Here is a 24,994-nt window from a genome sequence, read left to right as displayed (position 1 = left end):
GCATGAGGATTTCCATCTCCGCAGGAACGCTCTTCATCTTCCCGCTCCCCAAGGCGTTCGCCATGGCAAGGGAGGCCGGGTTCGACGGCGTGGAACTGGTGATCAACCAGGAGTTCCAGAAGGTGAACTCGCGCCGGCTGGTGAAGGAGCTCGCGGAGATCATGCCGATCTTCTCCATCCATGCCCCGTTCCTGCAGCTGGACGGCTGGGGGAGTCCGGTCGACTCGTTGAAACGTTGCGTGGAGATCGCCGCGGAATGCGGCATAGGGCTCGTGAACTTCCACCCGCCGTCATGGGTGGGGTGCGAGTTCGCCTACTGGCGCTGGCTGTACCGCATGCAGGACTTTCAGAAGGAGGTGGGGGGGGACCAGGTGACGCTCACCCTGGAGAACATGCCGTGGACCGGAAAGTACCGGATCAACGGTTACATCCTTTCGGAGACCCAGAAGCTGATCGAGTTCCTGCACGAGAGGAACCTCTTTCTCACCTTCGACTGCACCCACATGGGGAGCGGGCGGGCCAACTTCATCAACGACTTCTACCTCTGCTACAACAGCGGCCGGATCCGCAACATCCACTTCTCCGACTACGGCCACGGCAGGCAGCACCTGTTGCCGGGACACGGCATCCTGCCGCTCACCCGCTTTTTGAACCACCTGCGCAACACCGAGTACAACGACATCCTGACCCTGGAGCTCTCCCCCCACGAGTTTCCCAAGGGGGAGCAGATCATCATCGAAAGCCTGAAGGAGATCCTCGCCTATCTCAGGCAGGAGACCGACAAGGCTACCCTCTGACCACGTAGACCGAGCATTTCGCGTCCCGCACCACCTTGTGGGAGACGCTCCCGAGCAGCTTCCTCTTCAAGAACCCCTTCCCGGTGCTCCCGATCACGATCACGTCGATCTCCTCCTTTTGCGCGAACCGGATCAGCTCCTCGGCCGGATCCCCGTAGACGACGGCCGTCTCGAGCGGCACTTCGAGCTCCGCGGCGATTTTCTCCACGACGTAGAAGATGCGCTCCTTCAACTCGCCCCACTTCTCCTGCTCCGTTATGGGGCGGGCCGGGACGAAGTCGGTGAAGGTGTTGCGCGGCGCGTTGGGGAGCACCAGGAGCCCGTACACCTTGCTCTTGAACTGGCTCGGGATCCCCGCCGCGAAACGCACCGCCTCCTCGGCGGCCTTGTCCGAGAGCGGCGAGCCGTCGATGGCCACCAGGATTTTCTTGCGCAGGTTAAGCATCGGGATCCTCCGGCTGTCAGGGTGGGCGAAAAGCTGCACAACTATATAACATCGCCGCGTTTTTTCCTACAGGATTTTAAGAAGCGAAAGGGCTCCCCTCTCCCTCCGGGAGAGCGGCGGGGTGAGGGCGAAAAAAAAAGGCGCCCGGAGAGCGCCCTCTTCTCAACACGTCTTCCGCTCAAAGAACCGGATCGGATTTGCAGGCCCGCTCCAGGAGCGTTTCGATCTCCTCATGGATAAGCCCGTTACTGGCGAGGATGCGGTGATCGCCGATCCGGTGCGGCTCCCCCTTGTGGTTCGTCACCATCCCCCCCGCCTCCCTGACCAGGAGCGACCCCGCCGCCACGTCCCACGGTTTCAGCTTGCACTCCCAGTAACCGTCGAGCCTCCCGGCCGCCACGTAGGCGAGATCGAGGGCGGCGGCCCCGGCGCGGCGCACACCGCGGGCGGCCAGTTGCAGCTCGAAGAAGTTTCTGAAGTTGTTCTCGTTGCCTCGTGTCGCATCGTAGGGAAAGCCGGTCGCGATCAGGGAGTGCCGCAGGGGTTTGCGCGAGGAGACGCTGATCGGCCTGCCGTTCAAGAAGGCGCCGCCGCCGCGTACCGCGGTGAAAAGCTCGTCCATCATGCAGTGGTAGATGACCCCGAGCGTCAGCTCCCCTTCGTGTTCGAGGGCGATGGAGACGCAGAACCACGGGAAGCCGTGCGCGTAGTTGGTGGTGCCGTCAAGCGGGTCGATGACCCAGCGCCAGGCGGGGTCGCCGTCGGCGTAGAGGTTCTCCTCGGCGAGGAAGCTGTGACCGGGGAAGGCGGCGGCGATCCGGCTCACGATGAGCTCCTCGCAGGCGCGGTCCACCTCGGTCACGATGTCCACCTCTCCCTTGAAGTCGAAGGTGAACTCACCCCAAAGCCGCTCCTTTTGCAGCCTGCCGGCCTGGCGCGCCGCGGAGACCGCGGTGTCCAGCATCGCTTGCAGCCCCTCAGTAGACATCATCCCTCCCGTCCTTCAAAAGTTCGCGCATCTCCTCGAGCAGTGTGAAGTGCATCTCGTCCTCCTCGGCCATGGTCTGGAACAGCTCGCGCTCCCAGGGGTGCAGCGCCTCACGCGCGAGATCGGCGCAGGCGCGGGCGGAAATGGCCTCGAACTGCATGGCGTTCAGGTAAAGCCCGAGGTCGCCGCGGTAGCGCGCGAGCTCCTCCGCCGACAGGCGGCGCAGGATGCTTCTCGCCCCCTCAAGCGTCGCCGATTGGCGCAGGTCGACCCGGCCGCCGTCTCTTAAGGCGCGCAGGGCCCCAGCATGACGCAGTTCGTCCTCGCTGAACATCCTGAAGATGGATGAAAGCCCGGCGATTCCCGCCTCGGCGCTGCAGCGCTCGTAGTACCCACTGCCGTCCCCTTCCTTGCGGAGCACCATGTCCCTCGAATCCATAATCGCCCTCCCGAGATCGTTCTGTTACGGCTGGAAAACAGTAACAGGAAATCTCGGTATTTCAAAACGCTAGATCATTTTTTAGCTGCGCAACGGCCCCAAAATATCGCTCGACTCCAGACCGAGCCCCACGCGCTCCCCCTTCCTCATCACCACCCATGCGGAATCAGGAACGACGTTTAAAGCTCGTCCTGCCTGCGAGTCGGGTCCTCACACGGGCACAAAAAAGCTTCATCAGGGAATTCCGCGGAACGAGGACAGGTGTCTCCACGAAGCGCTGCAGGTTACCTCGCGCTCCCCCCTTTGCGAAGGGGGGACGGGGGGGATTTGCTTTTTTGCTCTCGGTGTCCTCCCGTTGAAGTTGTTGAGTTGCTTCCCTCGTGGACATCACCACTGGTCTTGGCTGCTTGCGTTACGCCCCCTGCAAAGGGTGCTGCACTTCCAGGCCTAGGCTAAATCCCCTCTGTCCCCCCTTCGCAAAGGGGGGGACGTTAGGGCATGGTATCTGCTTGACAAGTAACACCATTGGCTCCCCGGAATTTCCGGAAGAATCACAAAAAAGGGGGGCTTGACGCCCCCCTTCCATCTTGCTTTGAAAATGTTTCCGAAGAACTAGTTGTAAGCGGTCTCGGAGTGCTGGGTCTGGTCGAGACCCATGATCTCGTCTTCCTTCTCGACGCGCAGGCCGATGGTCTTGTCGAGGATGAAGGCGATCACGAAGGTAACCACCACCGCGTATGCGGCAGCCGCGCCGACCGCGATCAGCTGGGTGACGAACTGCTTCATGTTGCCGGAGGTAAGCCCGGTGGCGCCGACCGTGGCGAAGACGCCGGTCAGGATGGCGCCGGTGGTGCCCCCCACGCCGTGTACGCCGAAGGCGTCCAGGGAGTCGTCGTATTTCAGTTTCGCCTTAAGCATCACGCCGCCGTAGCAGACCAGGCCGCCTGCGATGCCCATCAGAATGGCGGCACCCGGCTGCACGAAGCCGGCTGCGGGGGTGATCACGACGAGGCCCGCCACGACGCCGGAGCCAAAGCCCAGGGCGGAAGGCCTGCCGGCGTGAATCCACTCGGCGATCATCCAGGTGAGGCCGGCAGCTGCCGGGGCGATGGTGGTGGTCATGAAGGCGAGGCCGGCCAGACCGCCCGCCGCGTCGGAGCAACCGGCGCCTACGATCGCGGAACCCGCGTTGAAGCCGAACCAGCCGAACCAGAGGATGCCGACGCCTAACAGGGTAAGCGGCAAGCTGTGCGGAGCCATGCGCTCGGTCGGGAAGCCGTGACGTTTGCCGAGGAAGAACAGCACCACCAGGGCGGAGATACCGGAGGAGAGGTGAACGACGGTACCGCCTGCGAAGTCGAGAGCGCCCATCTTGAAGAGCCAGCCGTCAGACATCCAGACCCAGTGCGCCAGCGGATCGTAGACCAGCGTGGTCCAGAGGAGGACGAAGAGGCAGTAGGCGGAGAACTTGATCCTCTCGGCAAGGGCGCCGGAGATGAGGGCCACGGTGATGATGGCGAACATCGCCTGGTACATGGCGAAGACGTATTCGGGAATGGCGCCCGGCTCGGTCGGGACGTTCTGGAACAGCGCGTAAACCGCGTTGCCGTCCTTGAAGGTGATCAGGCCGTCAAGAAGCGCCTTGCTGAAGTTGCCGACGAGGCCGTGCCCCATGTCCGGCCCGAAGGCGAGCGAGTAACCTATGATGGCCCACTGCACGCCGACGATACCCATGGCCACCAGCGAGTGCATCATGGTGGAGAGGACGTTTTTCTGGCGCACCATGCCGCCGTAGAAGAGGGCGAGGCCCGGGGTCATGAAGAGGACCATGGCGGCGGAGACCAGCATCCAGGCGGTGTCGCCGGTGTTCAAGACCGGGTCGACGTTTTTGGGTGCGGCAGCGGCTGCGGGGGCAGCGGCTGCGGGGGCGGCCGGTGTTGCGGCGGGCGCCGCGGGTGCCGCGGCAGGGGCGGCAACGGCGCTTGCCGCGGCCGGGGCGGCGGCAGAATCGGCAGCCTTCTCCTCGGCGATCGCAAGGACCGGTACGAGCATCAGGCCGGCCAGCAGGGCCAGTTTGCCGAGTTTCATCGCGAGGCAGCTGGAAGCGGGGGTAGCTGCGTCCTTAACCTTTTTAATGTCACGTATCATAACGCTCTCCATTGATGGTTTTATTGGATTTGGTGTTGTCAGCGGGGCCTATACTGCCTCGTCGCCCTTCTCTCCGGTCCTGATGCGGACCGCGTCTTCCAGCGGGAGGATGAAGATCTTGCCGTCCCCGATCCTGCCGGTCTTGGCGGTCTCCTCGATGGTGGCTACGGCCTTGGCGACCAGTTCGTCGGCCACGGCGATCTCGATCTTCACCTTGGGGATGAAGTCCACGACGTACTCGGCGCCGCGGTACAGTTCGGTATGCCCCTTCTGGCGGCCGTACCCTTTTACCTCGCTCACGGTGATCCCCTCGATCCCTATCTCGTTGAGGGCGTCCTTCACCTCGTCCAGCTTGAACGGCTTGATGATTGCTTCGATCAGCTTCATCGCTTGCCTCCTCTTCTTTGTGATGGCGGTGGATTTCGTCGTCAGTACACAGGGTGTACTCAATACTTGCAGAACATTCGGCAGGCCGGCTCCCGGCTTGCTACATAGCATCAATCGGGTTAAACGGGTTTCACCCTCTTTTCAGGCCCGTGAAGGCTTCGATGCCCTTGCCTTTGTTCAACGTCGAATAAACAGCTTCTGGTCCAGCCTTGAAAACAGTCCCCCTTTCCCAATAATGATGCCCTCCACCACGACCTGCACCATTGCCTAAACGGGCGGGAAAGCCTTGTCCAGCACGCCATCGTGCCGTGTCTGATCACGGTTTAGCACAGGCCATGCCATCGCGAAGCGACATCCGGAAACAGCCGTAATAATTGGTATTTTAAGCGCACACCCGTATACGGGGCGGCGGAGCGGGTGACTATTGCGGCAGCGATGACTTTTTTTTAGGCAGGGTCCGGGGGGGGGAGAGGAAAAACATGCGCGCGATCTCCCCAGGGGGGACCGGCTTGCAGAACAGGTATCCCTGGTACATGTCGCAGCCGTGGTCGGTGAGGAACTCGAGCTGTGCCCGAGTCTCCACCCCTTCAGCGATCACCAGGAGTTTCAAGGTGTGAGCCATCTCGATGGTCGCCAGGGTGATGGCGGCATCGTCCGCCTCGGTGGTGATGTCCTTGATGAAGGCGCGATCGATCTTCAGGACGTCGAGAGGAAAGCGCTTCAGGTACGAAAGCGAGGAAAACCCGGTGCCGAAGTCGTCGATGGCGAGACGCACCCCCATCCCTTTCAGCGCCTGCAGCGTCTTCACGGTCCGCTCGGTATGGGCCATGAGCACCCCTTCGGTGAGCTCAAGCTCGAGAAGCTCCGGGGGGAGACCGGTCTCCTTGAGTACCGTGGTCACCGCGTCCAGGAGCTCGTTCTTCATGAACTGCTGCCCGGAGATGTTCACGGCCATGACCACCGGCTTCATCCCCGCGTCCATCCAGAGCTTGTGCTGGCGGCACGCCTGCGCGATGACGATCTGGTCGATCTGGATGATCAGTCCGATCTCCTCGGCAAGGGGGAGAAAGCGCGAAGGCTCGACCATGCCGAGCTCCCTACTGTTCCAGCGCACCAGCGCCTCAAGCCCCACCACCTCCCCGGTGGCGTTGGAGACCTGGGGCTGGTAGTGGAGGATGAATTCTCCCTCCTTGATCGCCTTGTGCAGCTGGCTTTCCAGGATGATCCGCTCCAGCGCCTTGGCGCTCATCGACTCGTCGTAGATCTGGTAACCGTTACGCCCCTGCTCCTTCGCCTGGTACATGGCGCCGTCCGCGTTCCGGATCAGGTCGCTCGCCGTGGTGGCGTCGAAGGGGTAGAGGCTTATGCCGATGCTCGTGGAGACGAAGACCTCCTGCCCCTCGAGCGAATAGGGAACCGAGACCGCCTCCAGGATGCGCCTGGCGACCTTAGCCACGTCCTGGAAGTGCTCGATGTCCGAGAGCATGATGGTGAACTCGTCTCCGCCCAGGCGCGACACGAGCGAAGGTGGACACTCGTCCTGTTCGGCCCGGGCGAGGCAGTCGCTTCTGCGCACGCAGCGCAAGAGGCGGTCCGCCACGTCCTGCAGCAGACGGTCCCCCACCCCGTGTCCTAGGGTGTCGTTCACGAGCTTGAAGCGGTCCAGGTCGAGGAAAAGGACGGCGAGCATCCGGTCGTTTCGGTTCGCGTAGATGAGCGCCTGTTCCAGCTGCTGCTGAAAGAAGCGGCGGTTGGGGAGCCCGGTCAGGGCGTCGTAGTAGGCGAGCAGTCGGATCTGTTCCTCGGCCCGCTTCCTCTCGGTGATGTCCTGGATGGTCCCGGTGAGGCAGATGGCGTCCCCGGCGTCGTCCAGCACCGTCACCAGTTCCGCGTGCAGCACCCGCTCTCCCCCCTCGATCAGGATGCGGTAGTCGAAACTGACCGGGGTGCGCCGGGAGACGGCGTCCTCGAGGGAGCTCTGCACGAAGGCGCGGTCCTGGTGGTGCACGAGGTCCATGATGGGGTTCATGCGGTTTTGCTCCCGGTCGAGGCAGCAGATGCTGTAGACCTCCTCGGAGCAGCGGATCTCGCCGCTTGAGAGGTCCCATTCCCAGCTTCCTATGTGCGCGAGGCTTTGGGCGTGGGCAAGGCCGGCCCTGCTCTCCCTCAACTGCTCGAGCGCGGAGCTTGCCCTAAGCATGTAGCTCACCCGGTAGCCCAGGATGTGCCAGTTGATCGGCTTGGTGATGAAGTCGGTCGCCCCCGCCTCGTAGGCTGAGTCGATGGAGGCGAGATCGTCCAGTCCCGTCATCATGAGCACCGGGGTGTCGCGCCCGGCGTCGGAATTTCTAATCTCGGAGCAGACCGAGAAGCCGTCGATCCCCGGCATCATGACGTCCAGGAGCACGATGTCCGGGTCGTGGAGGGCGAAATCCTCCAGCGCCTGCTCGCCGGTTTCCGCGTCGTGCACGGCGAAGCCGGAGCTCTCCAGGGTCTCCCGGGCCAGCATACGCACCGCCTGGTCGTCGTCCACCACCATGACCAGCGGTGTTGCGCGCTTGCTCTTCCTGGTCAGCATAGCGGTCCTCCCTTGAGCGCGTCGCGGACCAGCCGGTACTCCTCCTCGGCCTGGTGCAAAAGCGGAAGCGCCCCTTCGGTTGAGCCGGCACGTCCCAGTCTCTCCAGTTCCCTGCAGACCCCGGCCAGGCGCAAGGCGCCGAGGTTGGCGCTCGAGGACTTGAAGCTGTGCGCCGCCGCCTTCAGTTTCTCGGCATCCCCCCCGGACTCCGCCTCCCGCATGGTCTTTAACAGCGCCGGCGTGCTGGCGAGGTAGAGGTCCACCACCTTGCGCAGCACCTCCTTGCCGCGATCGCCGGGGAGGGTCCTGATCATGGCGAGGGCGCCGCTCATCCTGTCGCGGGAGATCACGTCGGCCTCCTGCGTTTCTCCATGCTCCTGCGCCGTCCCCCGCAAGAGCCGCTCCATCGAACGGGCAACCTGTTCCCGGCTGAACGGCTTGGAGATGTAGTCGTCCGCCCCGGCCTCCAGGCATGCCTCGCGGTCCCCCTTCATGGCGTGGGCGGTGAGGGCCACGATGGGGACCCGCACACCCCCTTCACGCTCGTGCTCCCTGATGAGCCGGGTCGCCTCCAGCCCGTCCATGACCGGCATCTGGCAGTCCATGAAGACCACGTCGTAACTGCAGCGCTGCACCTCTTCCACCGCGGCGAGCCCGTCCTCGACCACCGTCACCCGGCACCCGAGGCTTTCCAGTATCCCCTTCCCCACCTCCTGGTTCACCACGTTGTCCTCGACCAGGAGTACCCGGTGCAGGCGCGGCGGGGTCGCCCCGCAGCATCCCGCCTCGAGGCGTTCATCCTCCTCCATCCCGAGTGCCGCCACCACTGCGCCGTAAAGCCCTTCCTGGGCTGCGCCGCCGCGGGGATAACAGGTCGCCTCCACCCCGGCAAGGCGCGGGTCCCCTGCCAGTTCCCCGTCTTCATCGAGGAGAAGAAGGCAGACGGAACGCCCCTCAGGGAGGGCCCGGATGGCGCAGGCGAGTTCCCGGGCGTCGCTTCCCGCCACCTCCTTGTCGATCAGGGCGAGGTCGAAGGGGGCGGCAACCAGGCGGCAGAGCGCTCCCGGCGCGTCCCCAACACTCTCCAGGTCCACCCCCCACGAGACGAGCCGCTCCGCCACCGCTTCGGACAGTTCCGTGGCGTCGCTCACCACGAGAACCCTCTTGCCGCGCAGGGCAGCGCAGCAGCGCTCGGCGCGCGAGGACTCCTCGTGGAGCTGCAGACGGGCCGTGAAGCTGAAGCGGGCCCCCTCCCCCGGCTTACTCTCGACCTCGAGCGTCCCCCCCATGAGCTCGGTCAGCTGACGGGCGATGGCGAGACCCAGGCCGGTACCGCCGTACTTGCGGGTCATCGACTCGTCCCCCTGGGCGAACTGACGGAAGATGCGCTCCCGCGCGTCGGTCGGGATGCCGATGCCGGTATCCTCAACGCTCACGCGCACGAGCGCCGGCTCCTCGGCGAGGGATAGGGTCAGGCGGACCCACCCCTTGGGGGTGAACTTCACCGCGTTGCCGAGGAGGTTCACCATCACCTGCCGCAGCCTCCCCGGGTCGCCGATGAACATCCGGGGGAGCCCCGGCTCCAGCTCCAGGGAGAGCTCGAGCGTCTTCCTCGCGGCGTCCTCGGCGAAGATCGCCACCGCGTCGGAGGCCAGTTGCGTAAGGTCGAAGGGGATGTTCTCGAGCTCCATCCTTCCCGCCTCGATCTTCGAGAAGTCGAGGATGTTGTTGATGATGGAGAGAAGCGCCTCGCCCGAGCGGCGCACCGTCTCCACGTAGCGCACCTGCTCCTTGGTGAGGCCGGTTCCCAGGAGGAGCTCGGTCATGCCGAGCACCCCGTACATAGGTGTCCTGATCTCGTGGCTCATCTGGGCCAGGAAGTCCGACTTGGCGCGGCTCGCCGACTGGGCCGACTGCATGGCGTGACGCACGCTTTTGAGGCTCTCCTCGAGCTGCTCGTTCACGCTGCGCAGCTCGCAGGTCCGCTCGGCCACCTCGAGTTTGAGCTCCTCAGAATGCAGCGCGAGCCGCTCGTCGCGCACCGAGATCTCCGCCAGCATGTTGTTGAAGCAGGCGAAAAGAAGCCCGAGTTCGTCCCCCGATGCCACCTCGGGGTCGACGCGCACGCGGTAGTCCTGGCTTGCCGAGACGACTTCCATCTTCTCGGTGAGCCGGCGGATGGGGTCGGCGATGAGCCGGTCGATGCGCTGTGAGAGGAGCCCCGCGAGTGCGGTCATGCCGCAGAGCGCGAAGATGAGCTGCAGGGAGGCGAAGAGCAGAAGCGGCGCGTCGGCGCCGGGAAGCCGGGGAGAGGCGGGGATCAGGATGCGGTAGCAGAGGCACCCGGCGGCGAGCCCGAGAAGGAGCAGCCCGTTGCCTGCGAGAAGCAGTGTGATCAGTCTGGATTTAAGGCAGCTTTGACCCGGCAACGCTAGCTTCACGGCACCTCCCGGTCGCGCTCCGGAGCGAGATCCGCCAGAGGGGGACAGGCACCTGGCGGAGCCGGTCCCCTTCCGGGTTGGGGCGATTTTAATGATGCCCGGAGCACAAACGTTAGAACTTTACAATAAAGGGTCGGCTATTTCAAGGTTGCGCAGGGGAGAGCGAGAGGGATACGAAATTGGCGAGGATGGTACGGGAGGCTTGGTTGAAGGTCTCCTCCGCGGCGATGAAGCCGGAGAGGTGATCGGCGCGCGGGGTGAAGAGGCCGTCCCACAGCTCCACGATGGAGCGGTCCACCTCGGGGTGGAACTGGACGCCGTAGACGCGCCCGGGGAGGCGGAAGGCCTGCGCCGGGCAGGCGGGGGAAGAGGCGAGCAGGGTCGCCCCCGGGGGCGTGGTGAAGCTGTCGTTGTGCAGCTGGAAGGTGACGAAGGGGTTGGCGACCCCGGCAAAGATGGGATCGGCGGCGCCCGCAGCGTTGAGGTCGACGCGGTGAATGCCGTGTTCCACGTGCGGGGAGGGGGAACTCACCGTCCCGCCGCAGGCGTGCGAAAGAAGCTGTCCCCCGAGGCAGATCCCTAAAAGCGGCACCCCAGCGGCGACGGCCTCCCGCATGAAGGCGATGACCAGCGAGAGGTGCGGGTGCCGCTCCGTGTCGTGCACACCCATCTCGCCTCCGAGCACCACCGCCGCCGTGAGGCCGGAAGGGCCGGGAATCGGGTCGCCCGCGAAGGCACAAACGGTACGGTTAGGGACGCGCGTCGCCTCGAGGACCTGGTGCAGCATGCCTGCCGGACAATTGGGGTCGTTCTGCACGATGAGGAACATGGAAACTCCTTCTTATCACCTTACGCCGAGCGTCCCCCGCTCTCCGAAGACGATGGGGGAGTCCGGGAAATCCTCGGCCGAGAGTCTGCGCATGAGGCGCAGGGCGCGCCGCTTCGGGTCGGGGCGCGGGCCGGTGCCGGGAGACTGCCGGAACGACTCGATGCTCCCGGCGACGAAGGAACCGTCGGCGGCGAGCTCGGCGGTGACAAGCGGCGCGTAGCCGCTCTCCCCGGCGACGCTCACCCCGCTGCAGGTGGCGAAGTTGCCGAGGCTGTAGGCGATCAGCCTGCCGCGGTAAAGTTCCACCCCCCTCGGCACGTGCGGTCCGTGCGCGAGTACCAAGTCGGCGCCGCGGTCGATGGCGTCATGGGCGAAGCCGACCAGGTCGCCGCGCGGCTCGTCGAGGAAACGCTCCATCCCGGGGGAGACGTGCAGCGCCCCGCGCCCCTCGGCGCCGGCGTGGACCGAGAGGATGACGATGTCGTTTTGCCGCGCCTCGGTGGCGATCTCCTGCAGGGGTTGTGCCGGGAAAACGATGGAGCGCGGCGCCGGGCCGTAGGAGAGGGAGATCACGGCGACCTTCACGCCGCGCACGTCGAAGCGGGCCACCTCCCCCTTCTTGCTGGAGAAAAGGATCCCCGCCTCCTCGAGGGCGCGCCTCGTCTCGGCGAGCCCCTCCGCCCCGAAGTCGCGGGCGTGGTTGTTGGCGAGCGAGACCATGGAGAAGCCTGCTTCTTTTAAGTTGCGAACGTAGGAGGGTGGAGTGCGGAAGAGGTAACGGCGCCCGGGAACGGGTTCTTTTCCGGGGAGTTGCGCCTTGGTGAGCGGTCCCTCGAGGTTGCCGAGGGCGAGGTCGGCGCGCTTCAAAAACGGTGCGGCCCCGGCGAAGAGATCCCGGCCGGCGCGCGGCGGGAGCCTCGGGGTCGGGTAGTCGGTGCCCATCATGATGTCGCCGACCGCGGCAACGGTCACCGTCCTCCCGGCGGCCCCGGCCGGGGGGGAGGTCTGGGCGACGAGAAGGGAGAAAAAAATCGCGACGGCGGCGCGCCTTGGGGTGAGCGGGGTCAGCGGGGTTCTCCTTTTGCCTGCAAAGCGTGCACTCCCCCTCCCGGCGCCCCATTTTTTGGGCACCCCGGAAGGGGGAGCACGGTATCAACCCTTTTTGTGCAAGAGCCCTTCGGCGAGCACCTCGACGACGTCCCGCACCTTGACCTCTCCGGCGCCGCGGTCCTTCAAGCCGTCCTCCATCATGGTCATGCAGTAGGGGCAGGCGACGCAGACGGTGTCCGGCTTCTCGGCCAGGAGCTCGTCCACGCGGGTGTGGTTCACGCGGTCGCCGATGAACTCCTCCATCCACATGCGCCCGCCACCCGCGCCGCAGCAAAACGAGTTGCGGCCGTGGCGCTCCGCCTCCATGACCGCCTCGCCGGTGACGGCCTGGACCACGGTGCGCGGCGCCTCGAAGATGTCGTTGTGGCGCCCCAAGTAGCAGGGGTCGTGGTAGGCGATTTTGCCGAGGCTCTTCTCGCCGCCGTCGAGCTTGATGCGCCCCTTCTTGATCAGGTCGGCGATCAGCTCGCTCTGGTGCACCACCTCGAGCTCGAGGCCGTACTGGCGGTAGTCGTTTTTCAGCGTGGTCAGGCAGTGCGGGCAGAGCGTGATCACCTTGGCGACGCCGCGCTCGCGGAAGATTTCCACGTTCTCCTTAGCCATCTTGTCGAAGAGGAACTCGTTGCCGAGGCGTCTCAACGAATCGCCGCAGCACTTCTCGTCCTTGCCGAGGATCCCCCAGGAGACCCCGGCGGCGTTCAGGACGGTGGCGAGCGCCACGGTCACCTGCTTCGCTCGGGAATCGAAGGAGCCTGCGCAGCCGACGTAGAGGAGGTATTCGGTCTCCCCGGCAACGAACGGCTTCACCGGGAGGGTGGAGACCCACTTGGCGCGCTCGCCCGGGGCGATGCCCCAGGGGTTGGAGCGCTGCTCCATGTTCTCGAAGAGGTTCAAAAGCTCCTCGGGGAACTTCGACTCGGTTTCCACCAGGTGGCGGCGCATCTTGACGATCTTCGGCATCTGCTCGATGAGAACCGGGCACGCCTCCATGCAGGCGCCGCAGGTGGTGCAGGACCAGATGGCGTCCTCGGTGTTGGTCCCCTCCCCTTCGTCGCCGATGAGCGGCAGCGTGGCTTTTCGACCGTCCTTCAGCGCCGGGCCGTTCTCCAGAAGGTTCGTCTTGATGGCGTGCACGATCTGGCGCGGGTTCAGGGGCTTGCCGGTGATGGAGGCCGGGCAGGCGGCCTGGCAGCGGCCGCACTCGGTGCAGGAGAAGGAGTCGAAGAGGTCCTTCCAGGTGAAGCGCTCCACGCTCCCTACGCCGTAGACCGCCCCCTTCTCGAAGGTCTCGCGCGGCTGCGTCGCGGGCCAGGTAAGTGCCCCGAAGTAGCAGTTCGGGATCGCGGTCAGGATGTGCATGTGCTTTGAAAGCGGCAGGAAACAGATGAAGGCCAGGAGCACGAAGGCGTGCACCCACCAGGAGACGCTCTCCACGAGGGAAAGGTCGACGCCGGCATTGGTGAGCCAGGCGGCCACCACGGTGGATACCGGCATGGCGGAGGCGGCGGCCTCCGGACGCTGCGCGATGATGGCGCCGTGCATCCCGAAGTAGGCGAGCATCAATAGCGCGATGAAGGAGAGGATGACGAACGCCTCGGGGCTTCTCCCCTTCACGTACAGGCTGTCCAGTTGCGCAGGTCTCACCACGATCCTGCGCACAAACGAGAGGACGATGGCGAAAAGGGTCAGAAGCGACACCACGTCGAAGGCTAAGAGGAGCGCCCGGTGCAACCCTTCCGGCAAAAGTGCCAGGCTGAGCGTCGGGAAGACCCCGTTCACCATGAACTCGCCGTTCGCGATGGCGAGGATCACGAAGGACCAGAAGATGACGAAATGGTTCAGGCCGAAGGGCTTCTTGATGACGCGCAGCTGCCCGAAGGCGTAGAGGAACATCTCGGAAAGACGGAGCCCCGGCTGGTCGAACCTCTCCTCGGGCTGCCCCAGAAGGACCAGCGACAGGCGGCGGTAGACGCTCCAGCCGAAAAACAGGAGCGAGGCGACCAGAAGCGTCGTGAAGATGGCGGTTTGCATGGGTGGTACCTCGTATCGTTTGCGGCCCGGGGGGCCGCTAGCAGGGTTCTTTTTCTCTTGCCGTTACTTCGCGCCGGAACGGGCGGCCTTCAGCGTCCTCAGCTTCTGCGTGAGCGCGGGGATCACCTTGAAGAGGTCGCCCACGATGCCGTAGCTCGCCACCTCGAAGATGGGGGCCTCGGGATCGCGGTTGATGGCGATCACCACGTCCGAGTCCTGCATCCCGACCAGGTGCTGGATGGCACCCGAGATGCCGCAGGCGATGTAAACCTTCGGGCGCACCGTCTTCCCGGTCTGGCCCACCTGGCGGTCCGGCGGCATCCAGCCGGCGTCGACCGCGCTCCTGGAAGCGCCGACCACGCCCCCCAGGACCTCGGCCAACTCCTCGAGCATGTAGAAGTTCTCCTTGGCCATCATGCCGCGCCCGCCGGAGACGATGAACTCGGCGCCGGCGATGTCCACCTTGGAGCCGCCGCCGTCCATCAGGATGTCGAGCACCTTCACCTGGACTTGGTCCTCGGCGATCGGCACCGGCTCGCGCACGATCTCACCCTTCGCCTGCGGGTCGAACTCCGGCATCGGCATGACGTGCGGCCTGACCGTGGACATCTGCGGACGGAACTTGTCGCAGACGATGGTGGCCATGATGTTGCCGCCGAACGCCGGACGGGTCTGCATCAGGTTACCCTTGTCGTCGACGGAGAGACCGGTGCAGTCGGCGGTAAGGCCGGTGGCGAGGACGGTGGCGACGACGCCTGCGAGATCGCGCCCAAGGCCGGTGGCGCCCATGAGGATCACCTCGGGCTTGTACTTCTCCACCAGGGCGCAGAGGCTCTTCTGGTACGCCTCGGTGCGGTAGTGGCGCAAAACCGGCGCGTCCATCAGGTAGACGGTCTCGGCGCCGTAGCCGAACGCCTCGGCGCAGAGCTTCTCCACGTTGTCCCCCATGACGACGGCGCAAAGCGGCGCCTTCCTCGCCTGGGCGAGCTCCTTCCCTTTCCCCAAAAGCTCCCAGGAGACCTTGGCGGCCTCCCCCTCGGTCTGCTCGATGAAGACCCAGACGCCACGGTAGAGGGCGAGCTTCTTCCTGAGTGCCGCCTCCTCGGGGTCCTCCTCCACGACCTCTCCGCCGGAAGCGGCGGCGAGCTCCTTGAGGATGCGGAGTTCCTCCGGGGTGAAGGCCATCTCGATTGCCTGCACAGGGCAGACCTTCACGCATTTGACACAGCCGATACAGCGCGAGGCGTCGATGATCGGCTCGCCCGCGTCGTTCATCTGGATCGCGTCAACCGGACAGGCGCTCTGGCAGCGGGCGCCGCAGGCTATGCACTTGTTTTCCAAAAGCTGCGCCTTGCCGCGCGGTTTTTTCGGTGGTTTCACAGCATCGGTCATTGCTTCTTCCTTGATGGTTCCCGGTTGTGACGATCGTTCGCCTGTTCCGGCTCCCGGCCGTCCCGATCCAGGTGGTGAATTTGAATTAAAGCGCCAGGAGGTCCTTCTCGATCATCTTGTCGATGAGGATCTGGGCCGCCCCTTCCGGGTCGTGCGCGCCGTCCCCGAGCATCTCACCCTTCGCCCTCTCGGGGGAGAAGATGCGGCTCACCCAGGTAGGCGACCCCTTGAGGCCTATGGTGTTCACGTCGAGCCCCAGCACGCCGTTGTCCCACACCTCCACCTTGGCGTCGGCCGACTCAAGACGCATCGCGACGGTCGGGTAGCGGGGACGGTTCAGCTCGCGCACCACGGTGAGAAGCACCGGAAGCGGGGCCTCGACGTGCTCGTGGCGCCCCTCGAGCTTGCGGCTCACCTTGATCCTGCGGGCGGAAAGGTCGAGTTCGTCGACCCGGTCCACCAGGGTGAGCTGGGCGAAGTTCAGGCGCGTGGCGATGCCGGGGCCCACCTGGGCGGTGTCGCCGTCGATGGTCTGCTTGCCGCAGATCACCACGCCCACCTCGTCCTCCTTGGAGAGGCGCTCGATGGCGGCGGCGAGCACCTTGCTCGTGGCAAGCGTGTCGGCTCCGCCGAAGACCCGGTCGGAGAGAAGCACGGCCCGGTCCGCCCCTTGGGCCAGCGCCTTTCTGAGCGTCGCCTCGGCGTTCGGGGGGCCCATGGAGATGGCGACCACGCGGCAGCCGTAACGGTCCTTGAAGCGGAGCGCCTGTTCCACGGCATGGGTGTCGTAGGGGTTCACGATGAAGGGAACGCCCTCACGGATGAGGGTGTTGGTGACGGGATCGATCTGTACCTGCGTGGTATCTGGTACCTGCTTGACGCACACCACTACGAGCATGGCTACCTCGGAAGTGAATTTTTATGTCTTAACGTTACTAGAGATTTCGGGAAAAAAGTTGACCTAGGTCAAGGAGCGGTAAAAATCCGGGGGGTGGAGGGCACGCCGTCAGGCGCGAAGACTGTCTGCCCAAACCCCTTGCTTTTTGCGAAATGATCTTCTACCATCACGCGAGGTTCAGCGCCAACGAATCACCCGATCAGTTACGGGTGGAGATACATGTCAGATAGATACGTCGAGAAAAACTTCCTTTACCTGCTGCTGCTCTCGCTGCTTTGCCATTTGGCGGTATATCTTGTTATCACGTTAATCCCCCCCGGACAAGACAAAAGGGCCCCGGAAGCGACCATGGTCGATCTGACCGACCTTCCCGAGCTCCCTCCCCAGCCGAAACCGGAGATCAAGCCGCAGCCCAAACCCGATATCAAGAGGTACTCGGAGACCCCGCAGCGCGTCGTCAGGGAGATGGCCCCGAAGGCGAGAGACGCGGTGGACCGGATGCTGCCGCAAAGAAACAGCGCTCCGCCTCAGCCGAGCCGCCCTTCCCAGGCGACACGCGAGCCGTCCTACCCGATGCGTGAGCCGTCGAGGGAACAGGCGGCGCCGGGCCAGGGGATCTTCAAGCCCAAAAGCGCCCCGCTGGACCGCGCCAAGCTCTTCCCGAGCGCGACCAGACTTGCGCGCCTGGAAGAGAGCTACCGGGAGAAGTACAGAAGCGAGGTCGAGGAAGGGGATACCCGCTTCCTGAACACCGACGACATCCAGTTCGGCTCGTTCCTGCGCCGGCTGGAGACCGCCATCTACGGCGTCTGGCATTACCCGCAGGCGGCGCTCATGCGCGGCATCGAGGGGACGACGCCGGTACGGATCACCTTCAACCGCAAGGGAGAGATCGTCCGCGTCGACATGCTGGAAAGTTCCGGGAGCAAGATCCTGGACGACGAGGTGCTGCGCACCCTGAACGCCCTAGGGCCGATCGGCTCCTTCCCCAAGGGGTACACCGGCGAAAGCTTCAAGCTGATCGCCTTCTTCCACTACGGCAGCGGCAGCGGCAGGCTGCACTAGCAGCCCAGTCGCCGCCTCAAAAACGCCTCGAAATCCCCGTTGAACTCGTCGCGCTTCAGCGCCATATCCACCGTCGCCTTCAAAAACCCGAGCTTGTCGCCGCAGTCATGGCGTATCCCGTCGAAGCGGCAGCCGTAGATCGACTCCCGGCGCGACAGCGTCTTGATGGCGTCGGTGAGCTGTATCTCCCCCCCCTTGCCCGGTTCCTGGGTCTCGAGGATCGGGAAGATCCCCGGTGTCAGGATGTAGCGGCCGATGATGGCGAGGTCCGACGGCGCCTCGGCGACCGGCGGCTTCTCCACCAGGTCGAGCACCTCGTAGGCGCGGTTCGCCAGGTGGTTTGCGCGCACGCAGCCGTAGGAGGAGATGGTCTCCATGGGTACCTGCTCCAGGGCGAGCACCGGGGAGCGGTAGCTCTCGTAGGTCTCGAGGAGCTGGGCGAGGCAGGGCTGCTGAGCGTCGATGATGTCGTCACCCAGGAGCACGGCGAACGGCTCGTCACCGACGAACTCCTTGGCGCAGAGGATGGCGTGGCCAAGCCCCAGCGCCTCTTTCTGCCGCACGAAGAAGATGTTCGCCATCTCCGCGATCTCGCGCACCTGCTGCAGCTCGTGGTCCTTCCCCTTTTCGTAGAGCAGCGACTCGAGTTCGAAGGAGATGTCGAAGTGGTCCTCGATGGCCCTCTTGCCGCGGCCGGTCACGAAGAGGATCTGCTCGATCCCCGAGGCGACCGCCTCCTCGACCACGTACTGGACGAGCGGCTTGTCGATGAGCGGAAGCATTTCCTTGGGTGTCGACTTGGTGGCCGGCAGGAAGCGGGTGCCGAGCCCCGCGACCGGGAAAACGGCCTTTTTAACGCGCATTACGATACTCCTTGCTCATATTAGATACAGTCCGAAAAGCCTGCCTGCTGTTACCCCCTCTCCCTCCGGGAGAGGGTGGCCGAAGGCCGGGTGAGGGAGAAGCCCTGGGGAAGATCGTCCCCTATTGCAACGCCCTCACCCCGTCCCTCTCCCGGGGGGAGAGGGAGACAGTTACATCCCCCGCTTCGCCGACTCCAGGGTGTTCTGCAAAAGCATGGTGATGGTCATGGGGCCGACGCCGCCCGGAACCGGTGTGATCGCCGAGGCGCGCTCGCTGGCCACGGCGTACTCCACGTCCCCTACGAGCTTCTTCTCACCCACGCGGTTCACCCCGACGTCGATGACCACGGCACCTTCCTTGATCCAGGCCCCCTTGATCATCTCGGGAACGCCGACCGCAGCGATAACCACGTCCGCCTGCCCAACCTTGGCGGCCAAGTCGCGGGTCTTCGAGTGGCAAAGCGTCACCGTCGCGTTTTGCTGCAGGCACATGAAGGCGACCGGCTTGCCGACGATGTTGGAGCGCCCGACCACGACGACCTCCTTGCCGGTCAGATCGACCCCCGTCTCCTTGAGCATCACCATGACGCCGTAGGGGGTGCAGGGCTGGAAAAGCGGCTTGCCGATGACGAGACGCCCCACGTTGTAGGGGTGGAAGCCGTCGGCGTCCTTCTCGGGCGCGATCGCCTCGAGAACCCGCTCGGTGTTGATCTGCTTGGGAAGCGGCAGCTGCACCAGGATGCCGTGGATCTTCGGGTCGTTGTTCAGCTTGTCGATGAGGGTGAGGAGTTCCTCTTCGCTCGTTTCGGCGGCAAGCTTGTACTCGTCGGAGAAGATCCCGACGTCGGCGCACGCCTTCTCCTTCATGGAGACGTAGACCTTGCTCGCCGGGTCCTCCCCGACAAGCACCACGGCGAGCCCAGGGACGATCCCCTGCTCCTTCAGTTTTGCCGCTTCTGCGCTGATCTCGGCGCGGATCTTTGCCGCGATGGCCTTACCGTCGATGATTTTCGCCATGAACGTGTACCCCTCTTTCCGCTGGAATATGCAGGCCCGGCGCCTCCTCGCGGGCGGGCCGGGCTCAGTTTTTTAAGCTGTCGATAATAATTAAAACCGGAGATTTTGTAAAGGATTTTGCCGGGGAGCGGGGACAAAAAAAGCCCCCGTGGGTACGGGGGCCTTGTCGTTTCACGGCGCGATCAGGAGGCCGAAGGGCAACCGGCGCATCCCCCGCCGGAGGGGCAGGAAGGGGCCGCCTTGGAGCTGCCGTATCCGTCACCGTACCACCCTCCCCCTTTCAGGGAGAAGCCGGACTGGGAGATCAGCTTTTCAACGGAGCCGCCGCATTTGGGGCACTCCGTGGCGGGTGCGTCGGAAAACTTCTGGCGCAACTCAAAGGTTTCGTTGCAGCTTTTGCATTGATACTCGTAAAGTGGCATCGCTTTTACAACCTCCTATGAAACTGTGGCGTCTGACGCGAACGGCCGGGCGCAGGAACAAATATAAGTACCCGCCTCCGTTTTTGTCAAGAGGCAACGATCAGGCTCTGGCTGATGGCGAAGAGCAGGCGCGAGCGGTAGATGATCCCCACCACCTTCTTGCCGTCCACCACGGGGACCCTCTGGAAACGGTGCGTGAGAAAGAGCCGCGCCACGTCGCTCACGCTCGCGTCCTGGGTGACCGAGATGGGCTGATGCTCCATGATGGCGGAGGTGGGGAGATCCTTGATGCGGTCGCACAGGGAACCGAAGAAGGCGGGGTCGGATTTTCCCTCCGGCGCGTCGTCCATGATGGCGGTGATGATGCTCAAGGGCGTGAGGATCCCCGCCAGTCCCCCCCTTTCGTTGACCACGATCAGGCCGGGTGCGGCGTTCAGGAAGCTCTCGTCGCCGAAGTTGCTCTTCATGATCCGGACCGCCTCACCCACCGTGGTCTTGGTGGTGATGGACGGCACGTCCGTTACCATAATGTCTTTCGCCTTCATTGCTGCTCCTTCTCCGTTTTGAATAAGGGCAGGAGGTCATCCTGCTCCACCCCTTGTACTCTGACCACCTTGTGCCGGGACTTCGCGCCCGACTTGATGCTCACCTTGGACTTGGCGATGCCGAGGCTCTTCGCGATGAGCTCGACGCACTGCTTGTTCGCCGCGTCATCCACCGGCGGCGAGGTGAGCCGTACCCTCAGCTCCCCTTCCTTCGGTCCGCAGATCTCGCTGCGCGAGGCGCGCGGCTGCACGTGCACCGTGAAGAGGAGCCCCTCCGGCGTCCGTGTCACCCGTACCGTCTCTTCGTTCATTTATTTGTCCAGGGCGAGCAGCTTGTAGTAGGTATCCAGGAGGTTCTTGAAGCCGGTTTCGAACTGGAGCTTGTCCCGCTTCAGTTCCTGGATCTGGTTGTTCAACTGCACCAGCTTGTTCTCGGCCTCGGCGACGATGCGCTCCCCCTTCAGCTCCGCCTCCGAGATCATGAGGTGCGCCTCTTTCTGGGCGTTCGCCTTCATCTCCTCGGTGATGCGCTGTGCCGCCAGCATGGTCTCGCGCAGTTGCGCCTCGCGGGCCTCCATCTCCGTCATCTGGGTCTGGTTCCGGTTGATGCGCTCCTTCAGGTCGTTGTTTTCCCTGATGAGCTCCTCCATCTCGCCCGCCACCAGTTGCAGGAACGCGTCCACGTCCTCCGGGTCGAGGCCGCCGAGCATCTTACCCTTGAACTGCTGCTGCTGGATGTCCATGGGAGTTATCTTCACAGGACACCCCCTTTGAGCTGGTTGCTGTAGATGATGAGGTAGCTGTAGGCCGTATCGAAGACCACGATCTGCACGAGGTAGATGAGCGCGAAGAGCACGAGCGGGGAGAGGTCGAGCATGCCGGTGTCCGGCATGTAGCGGCGTATGCGGCGCAGCGCCGGTTCGGTGACCCGGTAGATGAAGTTTACGATGGGGTTGTAAGGATCGGCGTTGACCCAGGAGATGATGACGCTGGCGAGCAGGATGTATTTGTACACGGTTAAAAGACCGTTGGCCAACTCGATGATCTTCGCAAGGGCCAAGAGTATGTTGGCGAACAGGATCATTCATCCCCCTCTTTAAATGGTAGTAAGGCACGCCAAGCTATACAGAAAACACGATTGTTTGTCAAGCATAGCGGGGGTGTGCGGGTAGGCGCAACTATCAGCAAAAATAAGAACTATTTTGCAAGGCGTACAAATAAAGGCGACGAAAGAGAGGCCGTCATAAGCCGTGCTCCTTTTTATATCCAATTTTATATATTGACTTAAAGTTGGAGATGTTTTAAAAATTGCGACAAGAAAATCAATGAGGAAGCACCACCGTCGCTGGTGGGCGGCCCGGTCTTCAAAACCGGTGTGGGGGGTGAGAAACTTCCCAGGTGGGTTCGATTCCCATGTGCTTCCGCCATTAACAGTTTCACACCGTTCCAAGGTGTAGCTAAACCCGCCAAATTGGCGGGTTTTTTATTTTCCAACATCCATTTTGGTGCTATAGTATCCGTCATAATCCGGTATAAAACTGGGGTAACTTTTGGGGGTAACTCCAAAACGAGGTGGGGTAACTCCCCCCTTTTTTGAGGGGTAACTGGGGTAACTATTATGGCACTCACGGATCTTCAGATAAGAAAGGCGCAGCCGAAGGAGAAGGCATACAAGATGGCCGACAGCCTCGGCCTGTACCTCCAGGTAACCAAGAGCGGCGGGAAATGGTGGAGGTTCAAGTACCTCTTTGAGGGGAAGGAAAAACTGCTTTCCTTCGGGGTCTACCCGGACATCTCGCTTTCTGACGCGCGGGAGCGGAGGCAAGAAGCGAGGGCCCTGGTCGCCAAGGGGATCGACCCTTCGGGGGAGCGGAAAAAGGTCAGGGAAATAAAGGCCGAGCTGACCGCCAACAGCGTCGACAATATCGCCCGGGAATGGCACAAGCACATGATGGGCAACAAGGCGTGGTCGGCGGAGCACGCTGCCACCATCATGACCCGGCTCGAGAAGGACGTCTTCCCCTGGATCGGCTCCAAACCGATCGCAGAGGTGGCGGCCAGGGAGATCAAGGCGATCCTGGACCGGGTCAGGTCGCGCGGCGTGATAGAGACGGCCCGCAGGGTCCGCACCATCCTCGGGCAGATCTACACCTACGCCATCGCAACCGACCGGGCGAACTACGACATCTCCGCCGGCTTCAAGGGGTATCTCCCCCCCACCAGCAAGACCCGCAAGCACATGGCGTCTGTGACCGACCCGAAGGAACTCGCCCCTCTGCTGCGTGCCATGGACGGCTACCAGGGGGGTCTTGTGGCCCAGTCCGCCCTGAAACTCCTCCCGATGCTTTTCGTGAGACCCGGTGAACTAAGGCACATGGAGTGGGCCGAGGTCGACCTGGAAACGGCTGAGTGGAACATACCAGGTCCCAAGATGAAGATGGGCCTGCCGCATCTGGTACCCCTGTCACGGCAGGCGATCGCCGTCCTCAAGGAGCTGCAGCCCTTGACCGGGCACGGCAAGTACGTCTTTCCCTCCACCAGGTCCTTTTTCCGCTGCATGTCCGACAACACCATCAACGCCTCGTTCCGGCGCATGGGCTTTGACGGCGACACCATCGTCGGGCACGGCTTCCGTGCCACGGCACGTACCATCCTGGACGAGGTCCTGGGCTTCAGGCCCGACATCATCGAGCACCAACTGGCTCACGCCGTGAAGGACCCAAACGGCAGGGCCTACAACCGGACCGCATTTCTACCCCAGCGCAGGGAGATGATGCAGACGTGGTCCGATTACCTGGACGGCCTGAAGAGTGGGACGAAAATGCCTGCTCCCAAAAAGAGTGCCCGGAAGTAACCGATTCTCCCGGCGGGCACGGCAACACCCGACTGGCGGCGCCCGCGTTCGGCTTTAAGGCGCCTTCTGCTTCACTCTTTTCCCGGGCAGCGGAAGGGGTTACATTTTAACCTTTCGGGACAGAATTCTTGCTCGTTAGCACGAGACGGTCGAGTTCGGCTTGGAGGGATGGAATATCGCTTCTGAGAACCTTCCATACAGCATCGAGACTCACACCAAAGTAGTGATGAATCAGCATGTTTCTCATGTCACTGATGGTCCTGAACGGTATGTTTTTATTATCCGAAACAAAGGCGGGATAATGTTTTAAGAGCTTGGCGGAGATTTCACCCAGAATCTGAATATGCCTGATAGCGGCATCCTGCTTGTCCTCATTGGACTTAAAAACTGCCTCGCCTGCACCTGAAATCTCGGCCAGACGATTAACCGACTTTTGCATGTCGTCCAGGTATTCCTTAAGGGCCCGCGGTTTTCGATTGTCCGTCATATCGAGATTGCCTCCTTATTGATCCTGTCCCTGTGTTCTTCCGGTATTTCCGTATCCAGGACAACATCGACCGGGACCTTGATGAGCTTTTTGACTTTCGTCGCAATCTCTGCCAACTCCATCAATCCCGTTTCCCCCTGAATCGGCGACACCAACAGATCCAGGTCGCTCTTGCTGGTATCCTCTCCGCGCGCGGTAGAACCGAAGACCCTCACATTGGTAACATGATGCGCCAAGGCTATGGCCTTGATCTGCTCCCGGTAGATGGACAACTGTTCGCTCGGCCGGTGGCGGGGAGGGCGCTTACGCCTTGTGGGGCGGAACGGCAACGTTTCCTGTTGCAACCCGTTTTCACCAGCTTTGCCAAGTGCAGCCTGCCGGATCAGGAGACGGACAAAGGACGAAAGCGTCGTTTCCATCCCTGTCCGGCGGCTATACTCGGCGGCAAGCTGCTCGGCCAGTTCCTTTTCTTCCGGTTCTATCACGATGTTCAAACGTGCCGTTTTCACGAAGACCTCCTCGCTATTTATGTACATATTATATACATAAAAGTGGCAAAAGCAATGAGCGAATCATCAAGGGGGGCGGCCGCCCCACCTCTTCCGATATTTTCCATCCATTGGTCGCTGCCGTCGCGAGTCGTGCGGCGGTTCCTAGCCATCCAGTTCTGTCTGTTAATAACGAACGCCAGTCTCACTCACTCCTTTTGGGCATTTGCGGGTGTATCTACGGGTGGAGGGAAAGCAGCGGAAGAAGCTGAAAGACCGCCCCCCTTTCTTGCACCCACCGGGTCGTCCCCCATCCACCGTCCGCGCCAGTCCTACTTTTGAACAGCGGAAGTTCAGATCTTGGCCACACCTAACAACGCCCGCCCGTAAAATATTAAACATTTTAAACAATTAACATTGGCACATTTAGAGCAAGAATCCGTAAAGGGATGACCGGCACGGGCCGGAACGACACCCCTATCTAGCGCATCGTCAAAGGAGCGCCCGCGGATGCTACCGAGGAGATCCCGCGGCGTCAAGGAGGCGAACATGGAAAGCGAGATCCCGAAACAAGGCCTGTTACGACTATCGAGGGTCCTGCAACTGATCCCGGTCAGCAAGACGACCTGGTGGGCCGGGGTGAAGAGCGGCCGGTTCCCGAAACCGGTGAAACTTGGGCCGCATACCACCTGCTGGTACTGGCAGGACATCCAGCCCCTGATCGAGAAGCCGCCACGGAGTACCTGATCCGGCCGTTTCACCGGAATCCA

25 protein-coding genes and 1 tRNA gene are annotated in these 24,994 nt (G+C 63.0%); 5 read left to right on the top strand and 21 right to left on the bottom strand.

What is annotated here, in order from left to right:
• The first annotated feature begins 2 nt into the window (after positions 1 to 2).
• Positions 3 to 797 carry a sugar phosphate isomerase/epimerase family protein gene (locus D6Z24_RS16350; RefSeq protein ID WP_129127672.1) on the top strand — a complete coding sequence of 265 codons (795 nt, stop codon included), beginning with the start codon at positions 3 to 5 and terminating at the stop codon, positions 795 to 797.
• Here the strand turns inward: D6Z24_RS16350 and D6Z24_RS16345 are convergent.
• From D6Z24_RS16345 to D6Z24_RS16290, 12 genes are all read right to left on the bottom strand, one after another.
• Complete coding sequence (locus D6Z24_RS16345; protein WP_129127671.1) at positions 787 to 1,242, bottom strand: universal stress protein; 456 nt, start codon at positions 1,240 to 1,242, stop codon at positions 787 to 789. The genes D6Z24_RS16350 and D6Z24_RS16345 overlap by 11 nt on opposite strands.
• A gap of 178 nt (positions 1,243 to 1,420) precedes the next feature.
• Positions 1,421 to 2,230 carry an inositol monophosphatase family protein gene (locus D6Z24_RS16340; RefSeq protein WP_198419570.1) on the bottom strand — a complete coding sequence of 270 codons (810 nt, stop codon included), beginning with the start codon at positions 2,228 to 2,230 and terminating at the stop codon, positions 1,421 to 1,423.
• Complete coding sequence (locus tag D6Z24_RS16335) at positions 2,220 to 2,669, bottom strand: ferritin family protein (protein ID WP_129127669.1); 450 nt, start codon at positions 2,667 to 2,669, stop codon at positions 2,220 to 2,222. Before D6Z24_RS16335 ends, D6Z24_RS16340 begins: the two co-directional genes overlap by 11 nt.
• Positions 2,670 to 3,281: 612 nt before the next feature.
• Entirely contained in the window at positions 3,282 to 4,817 is a 1,536-nt protein-coding gene (locus D6Z24_RS16330; protein WP_129127668.1) for an ammonium transporter, read from the bottom strand.
• 48 nt (positions 4,818 to 4,865) lie between these two features.
• Positions 4,866 to 5,204: a P-II family nitrogen regulator gene (locus tag D6Z24_RS16325; RefSeq protein WP_129127667.1), complete on the bottom strand. Its 339-nt coding sequence runs from the start codon at positions 5,202 to 5,204 to the stop codon at positions 4,866 to 4,868.
• Positions 5,205 to 5,625: 421 nt separating this feature from the next.
• On the bottom strand, positions 5,626 to 7,782 hold the full coding sequence (locus tag D6Z24_RS16320) for a putative bifunctional diguanylate cyclase/phosphodiesterase (protein WP_129127666.1): 2,157 nt from the start codon (positions 7,780 to 7,782) through the stop codon (positions 5,626 to 5,628).
• Positions 7,776 to 10,223: a response regulator gene (locus tag D6Z24_RS16315; RefSeq protein WP_129127665.1), complete on the bottom strand. Its 2,448-nt coding sequence runs from the start codon at positions 10,221 to 10,223 to the stop codon at positions 7,776 to 7,778. Before D6Z24_RS16315 ends, D6Z24_RS16320 begins: the two co-directional genes overlap by 7 nt.
• Before the next feature lie 142 nt (positions 10,224 to 10,365).
• Entirely contained in the window at positions 10,366 to 11,052 is a 687-nt protein-coding gene (locus D6Z24_RS16310) for a type 1 glutamine amidotransferase (protein ID WP_129127664.1), read from the bottom strand.
• Positions 11,053 to 11,067: 15 nt separating this feature from the next.
• Positions 11,068 to 12,024 carry a CapA family protein gene (locus tag D6Z24_RS16305; RefSeq protein WP_246014695.1) on the bottom strand — a complete coding sequence of 319 codons (957 nt, stop codon included), beginning with the start codon at positions 12,022 to 12,024 and terminating at the stop codon, positions 11,068 to 11,070.
• A 180-nt stretch (positions 12,025 to 12,204) separates the two neighbouring features.
• Positions 12,205 to 14,193 carry a heterodisulfide reductase-related iron-sulfur binding cluster gene (locus D6Z24_RS16300; protein ID WP_129127663.1) on the bottom strand — a complete coding sequence of 663 codons (1,989 nt, stop codon included), beginning with the start codon at positions 14,191 to 14,193 and terminating at the stop codon, positions 12,205 to 12,207.
• Positions 14,194 to 14,256: 63 nt separating this feature from the next.
• Complete coding sequence (locus D6Z24_RS16295) at positions 14,257 to 15,585, bottom strand: FAD-binding protein (RefSeq protein WP_129127662.1); 1,329 nt, start codon at positions 15,583 to 15,585, stop codon at positions 14,257 to 14,259.
• An 85-nt stretch (positions 15,586 to 15,670) separates the two neighbouring features.
• The gene (locus tag D6Z24_RS16290; protein ID WP_129127661.1) at positions 15,671 to 16,483 is read right to left on the bottom strand and encodes an electron transfer flavoprotein subunit beta/FixA family protein; all 813 of its coding nucleotides are present in this window, start codon (positions 16,481 to 16,483) and stop codon (positions 15,671 to 15,673) included.
• Positions 16,484 to 16,702: 219 nt separating this feature from the next.
• Between D6Z24_RS16290 and D6Z24_RS16285 the strand changes: the two genes are divergently transcribed.
• A complete protein-coding gene (locus D6Z24_RS16285; RefSeq protein ID WP_129127660.1) occupies positions 16,703 to 17,548 on the top strand; it encodes a TonB family protein in 846 nt (281 codons plus the stop codon).
• On the opposite strand, the gene galU is transcribed toward D6Z24_RS16285, so the two are convergent.
• From galU to D6Z24_RS16250, 7 genes are all read right to left on the bottom strand, one after another.
• Positions 17,545 to 18,411 carry a UTP--glucose-1-phosphate uridylyltransferase GalU gene (galU, locus tag D6Z24_RS16280; protein WP_129127659.1) on the bottom strand — a complete coding sequence of 289 codons (867 nt, stop codon included), beginning with the start codon at positions 18,409 to 18,411 and terminating at the stop codon, positions 17,545 to 17,547. The two genes, D6Z24_RS16285 and galU, sit on opposite strands and share 4 nt — an antisense overlap.
• Positions 18,412 to 18,582: 171 nt before the next feature.
• Positions 18,583 to 19,428: a bifunctional methylenetetrahydrofolate dehydrogenase/methenyltetrahydrofolate cyclohydrolase FolD gene (gene folD, locus D6Z24_RS16275; protein ID WP_129127658.1), complete on the bottom strand. Its 846-nt coding sequence runs from the start codon at positions 19,426 to 19,428 to the stop codon at positions 18,583 to 18,585.
• A gap of 182 nt (positions 19,429 to 19,610) precedes the next feature.
• Entirely contained in the window at positions 19,611 to 19,850 is a 240-nt protein-coding gene (locus D6Z24_RS16270; protein WP_129127657.1) for an FmdB family zinc ribbon protein, read from the bottom strand.
• An 86-nt stretch (positions 19,851 to 19,936) separates the two neighbouring features.
• Complete coding sequence (locus D6Z24_RS16265; RefSeq protein ID WP_129127656.1) at positions 19,937 to 20,395, bottom strand: CBS domain-containing protein; 459 nt, start codon at positions 20,393 to 20,395, stop codon at positions 19,937 to 19,939.
• A complete protein-coding gene (locus tag D6Z24_RS16260; protein WP_129127655.1) occupies positions 20,392 to 20,706 on the bottom strand; it encodes a DUF167 domain-containing protein in 315 nt (104 codons plus the stop codon). Before D6Z24_RS16260 ends, D6Z24_RS16265 begins: the two co-directional genes overlap by 4 nt.
• Positions 20,707 to 21,153: a DivIVA domain-containing protein gene (locus tag D6Z24_RS16255; RefSeq protein ID WP_129127654.1), complete on the bottom strand. Its 447-nt coding sequence runs from the start codon at positions 21,151 to 21,153 to the stop codon at positions 20,707 to 20,709.
• Positions 21,150 to 21,479 carry a YggT family protein gene (locus D6Z24_RS16250; protein ID WP_129127653.1) on the bottom strand — a complete coding sequence of 110 codons (330 nt, stop codon included), beginning with the start codon at positions 21,477 to 21,479 and terminating at the stop codon, positions 21,150 to 21,152. Before D6Z24_RS16250 ends, D6Z24_RS16255 begins: the two co-directional genes overlap by 4 nt.
• Positions 21,480 to 21,724: 245 nt before the next feature.
• Here D6Z24_RS16250 and D6Z24_RS16245 point away from each other — a divergent pair.
• Positions 21,725 to 21,822: transfer RNA gene (locus D6Z24_RS16245), tRNA-Sec, on the top strand.
• A 191-nt stretch (positions 21,823 to 22,013) separates the two neighbouring features.
• On the top strand, positions 22,014 to 23,249 hold the full coding sequence (locus D6Z24_RS16240) for a tyrosine-type recombinase/integrase (RefSeq protein WP_129127652.1): 1,236 nt from the start codon (positions 22,014 to 22,016) through the stop codon (positions 23,247 to 23,249).
• 106 nt (positions 23,250 to 23,355) lie between these two features.
• Here D6Z24_RS16240 and D6Z24_RS16235 read toward each other — a convergent pair whose 3' ends face one another.
• Positions 23,356 to 23,736, bottom strand: a complete 381-nt coding sequence (locus tag D6Z24_RS16235) for a HepT-like ribonuclease domain-containing protein (protein ID WP_129127651.1) — start codon at positions 23,734 to 23,736, stop codon at positions 23,356 to 23,358.
• Positions 23,733 to 24,245: a nucleotidyltransferase domain-containing protein gene (locus D6Z24_RS16230; RefSeq protein ID WP_162605154.1), complete on the bottom strand. Its 513-nt coding sequence runs from the start codon at positions 24,243 to 24,245 to the stop codon at positions 23,733 to 23,735. Before D6Z24_RS16230 ends, D6Z24_RS16235 begins: the two co-directional genes overlap by 4 nt.
• Before the next feature lie 489 nt (positions 24,246 to 24,734).
• On the opposite strand from D6Z24_RS16230, the gene D6Z24_RS16225 reads away from it, so the two are divergent.
• Complete coding sequence (locus D6Z24_RS16225) at positions 24,735 to 24,971, top strand: helix-turn-helix transcriptional regulator (RefSeq protein ID WP_246014694.1); 237 nt, start codon at positions 24,735 to 24,737, stop codon at positions 24,969 to 24,971.
• Positions 24,972 to 24,994: the final 23 nt, after the last annotated feature.

The organism is Geomonas oryzae (genome assembly GCF_004117875.1).
Lineage (GTDB): Bacteria > Desulfobacterota > Desulfuromonadia > Geobacterales > Geobacteraceae > Geomonas > Geomonas oryzae.
This window is presented reverse-complemented; position numbering and strand designations above follow the sequence as displayed.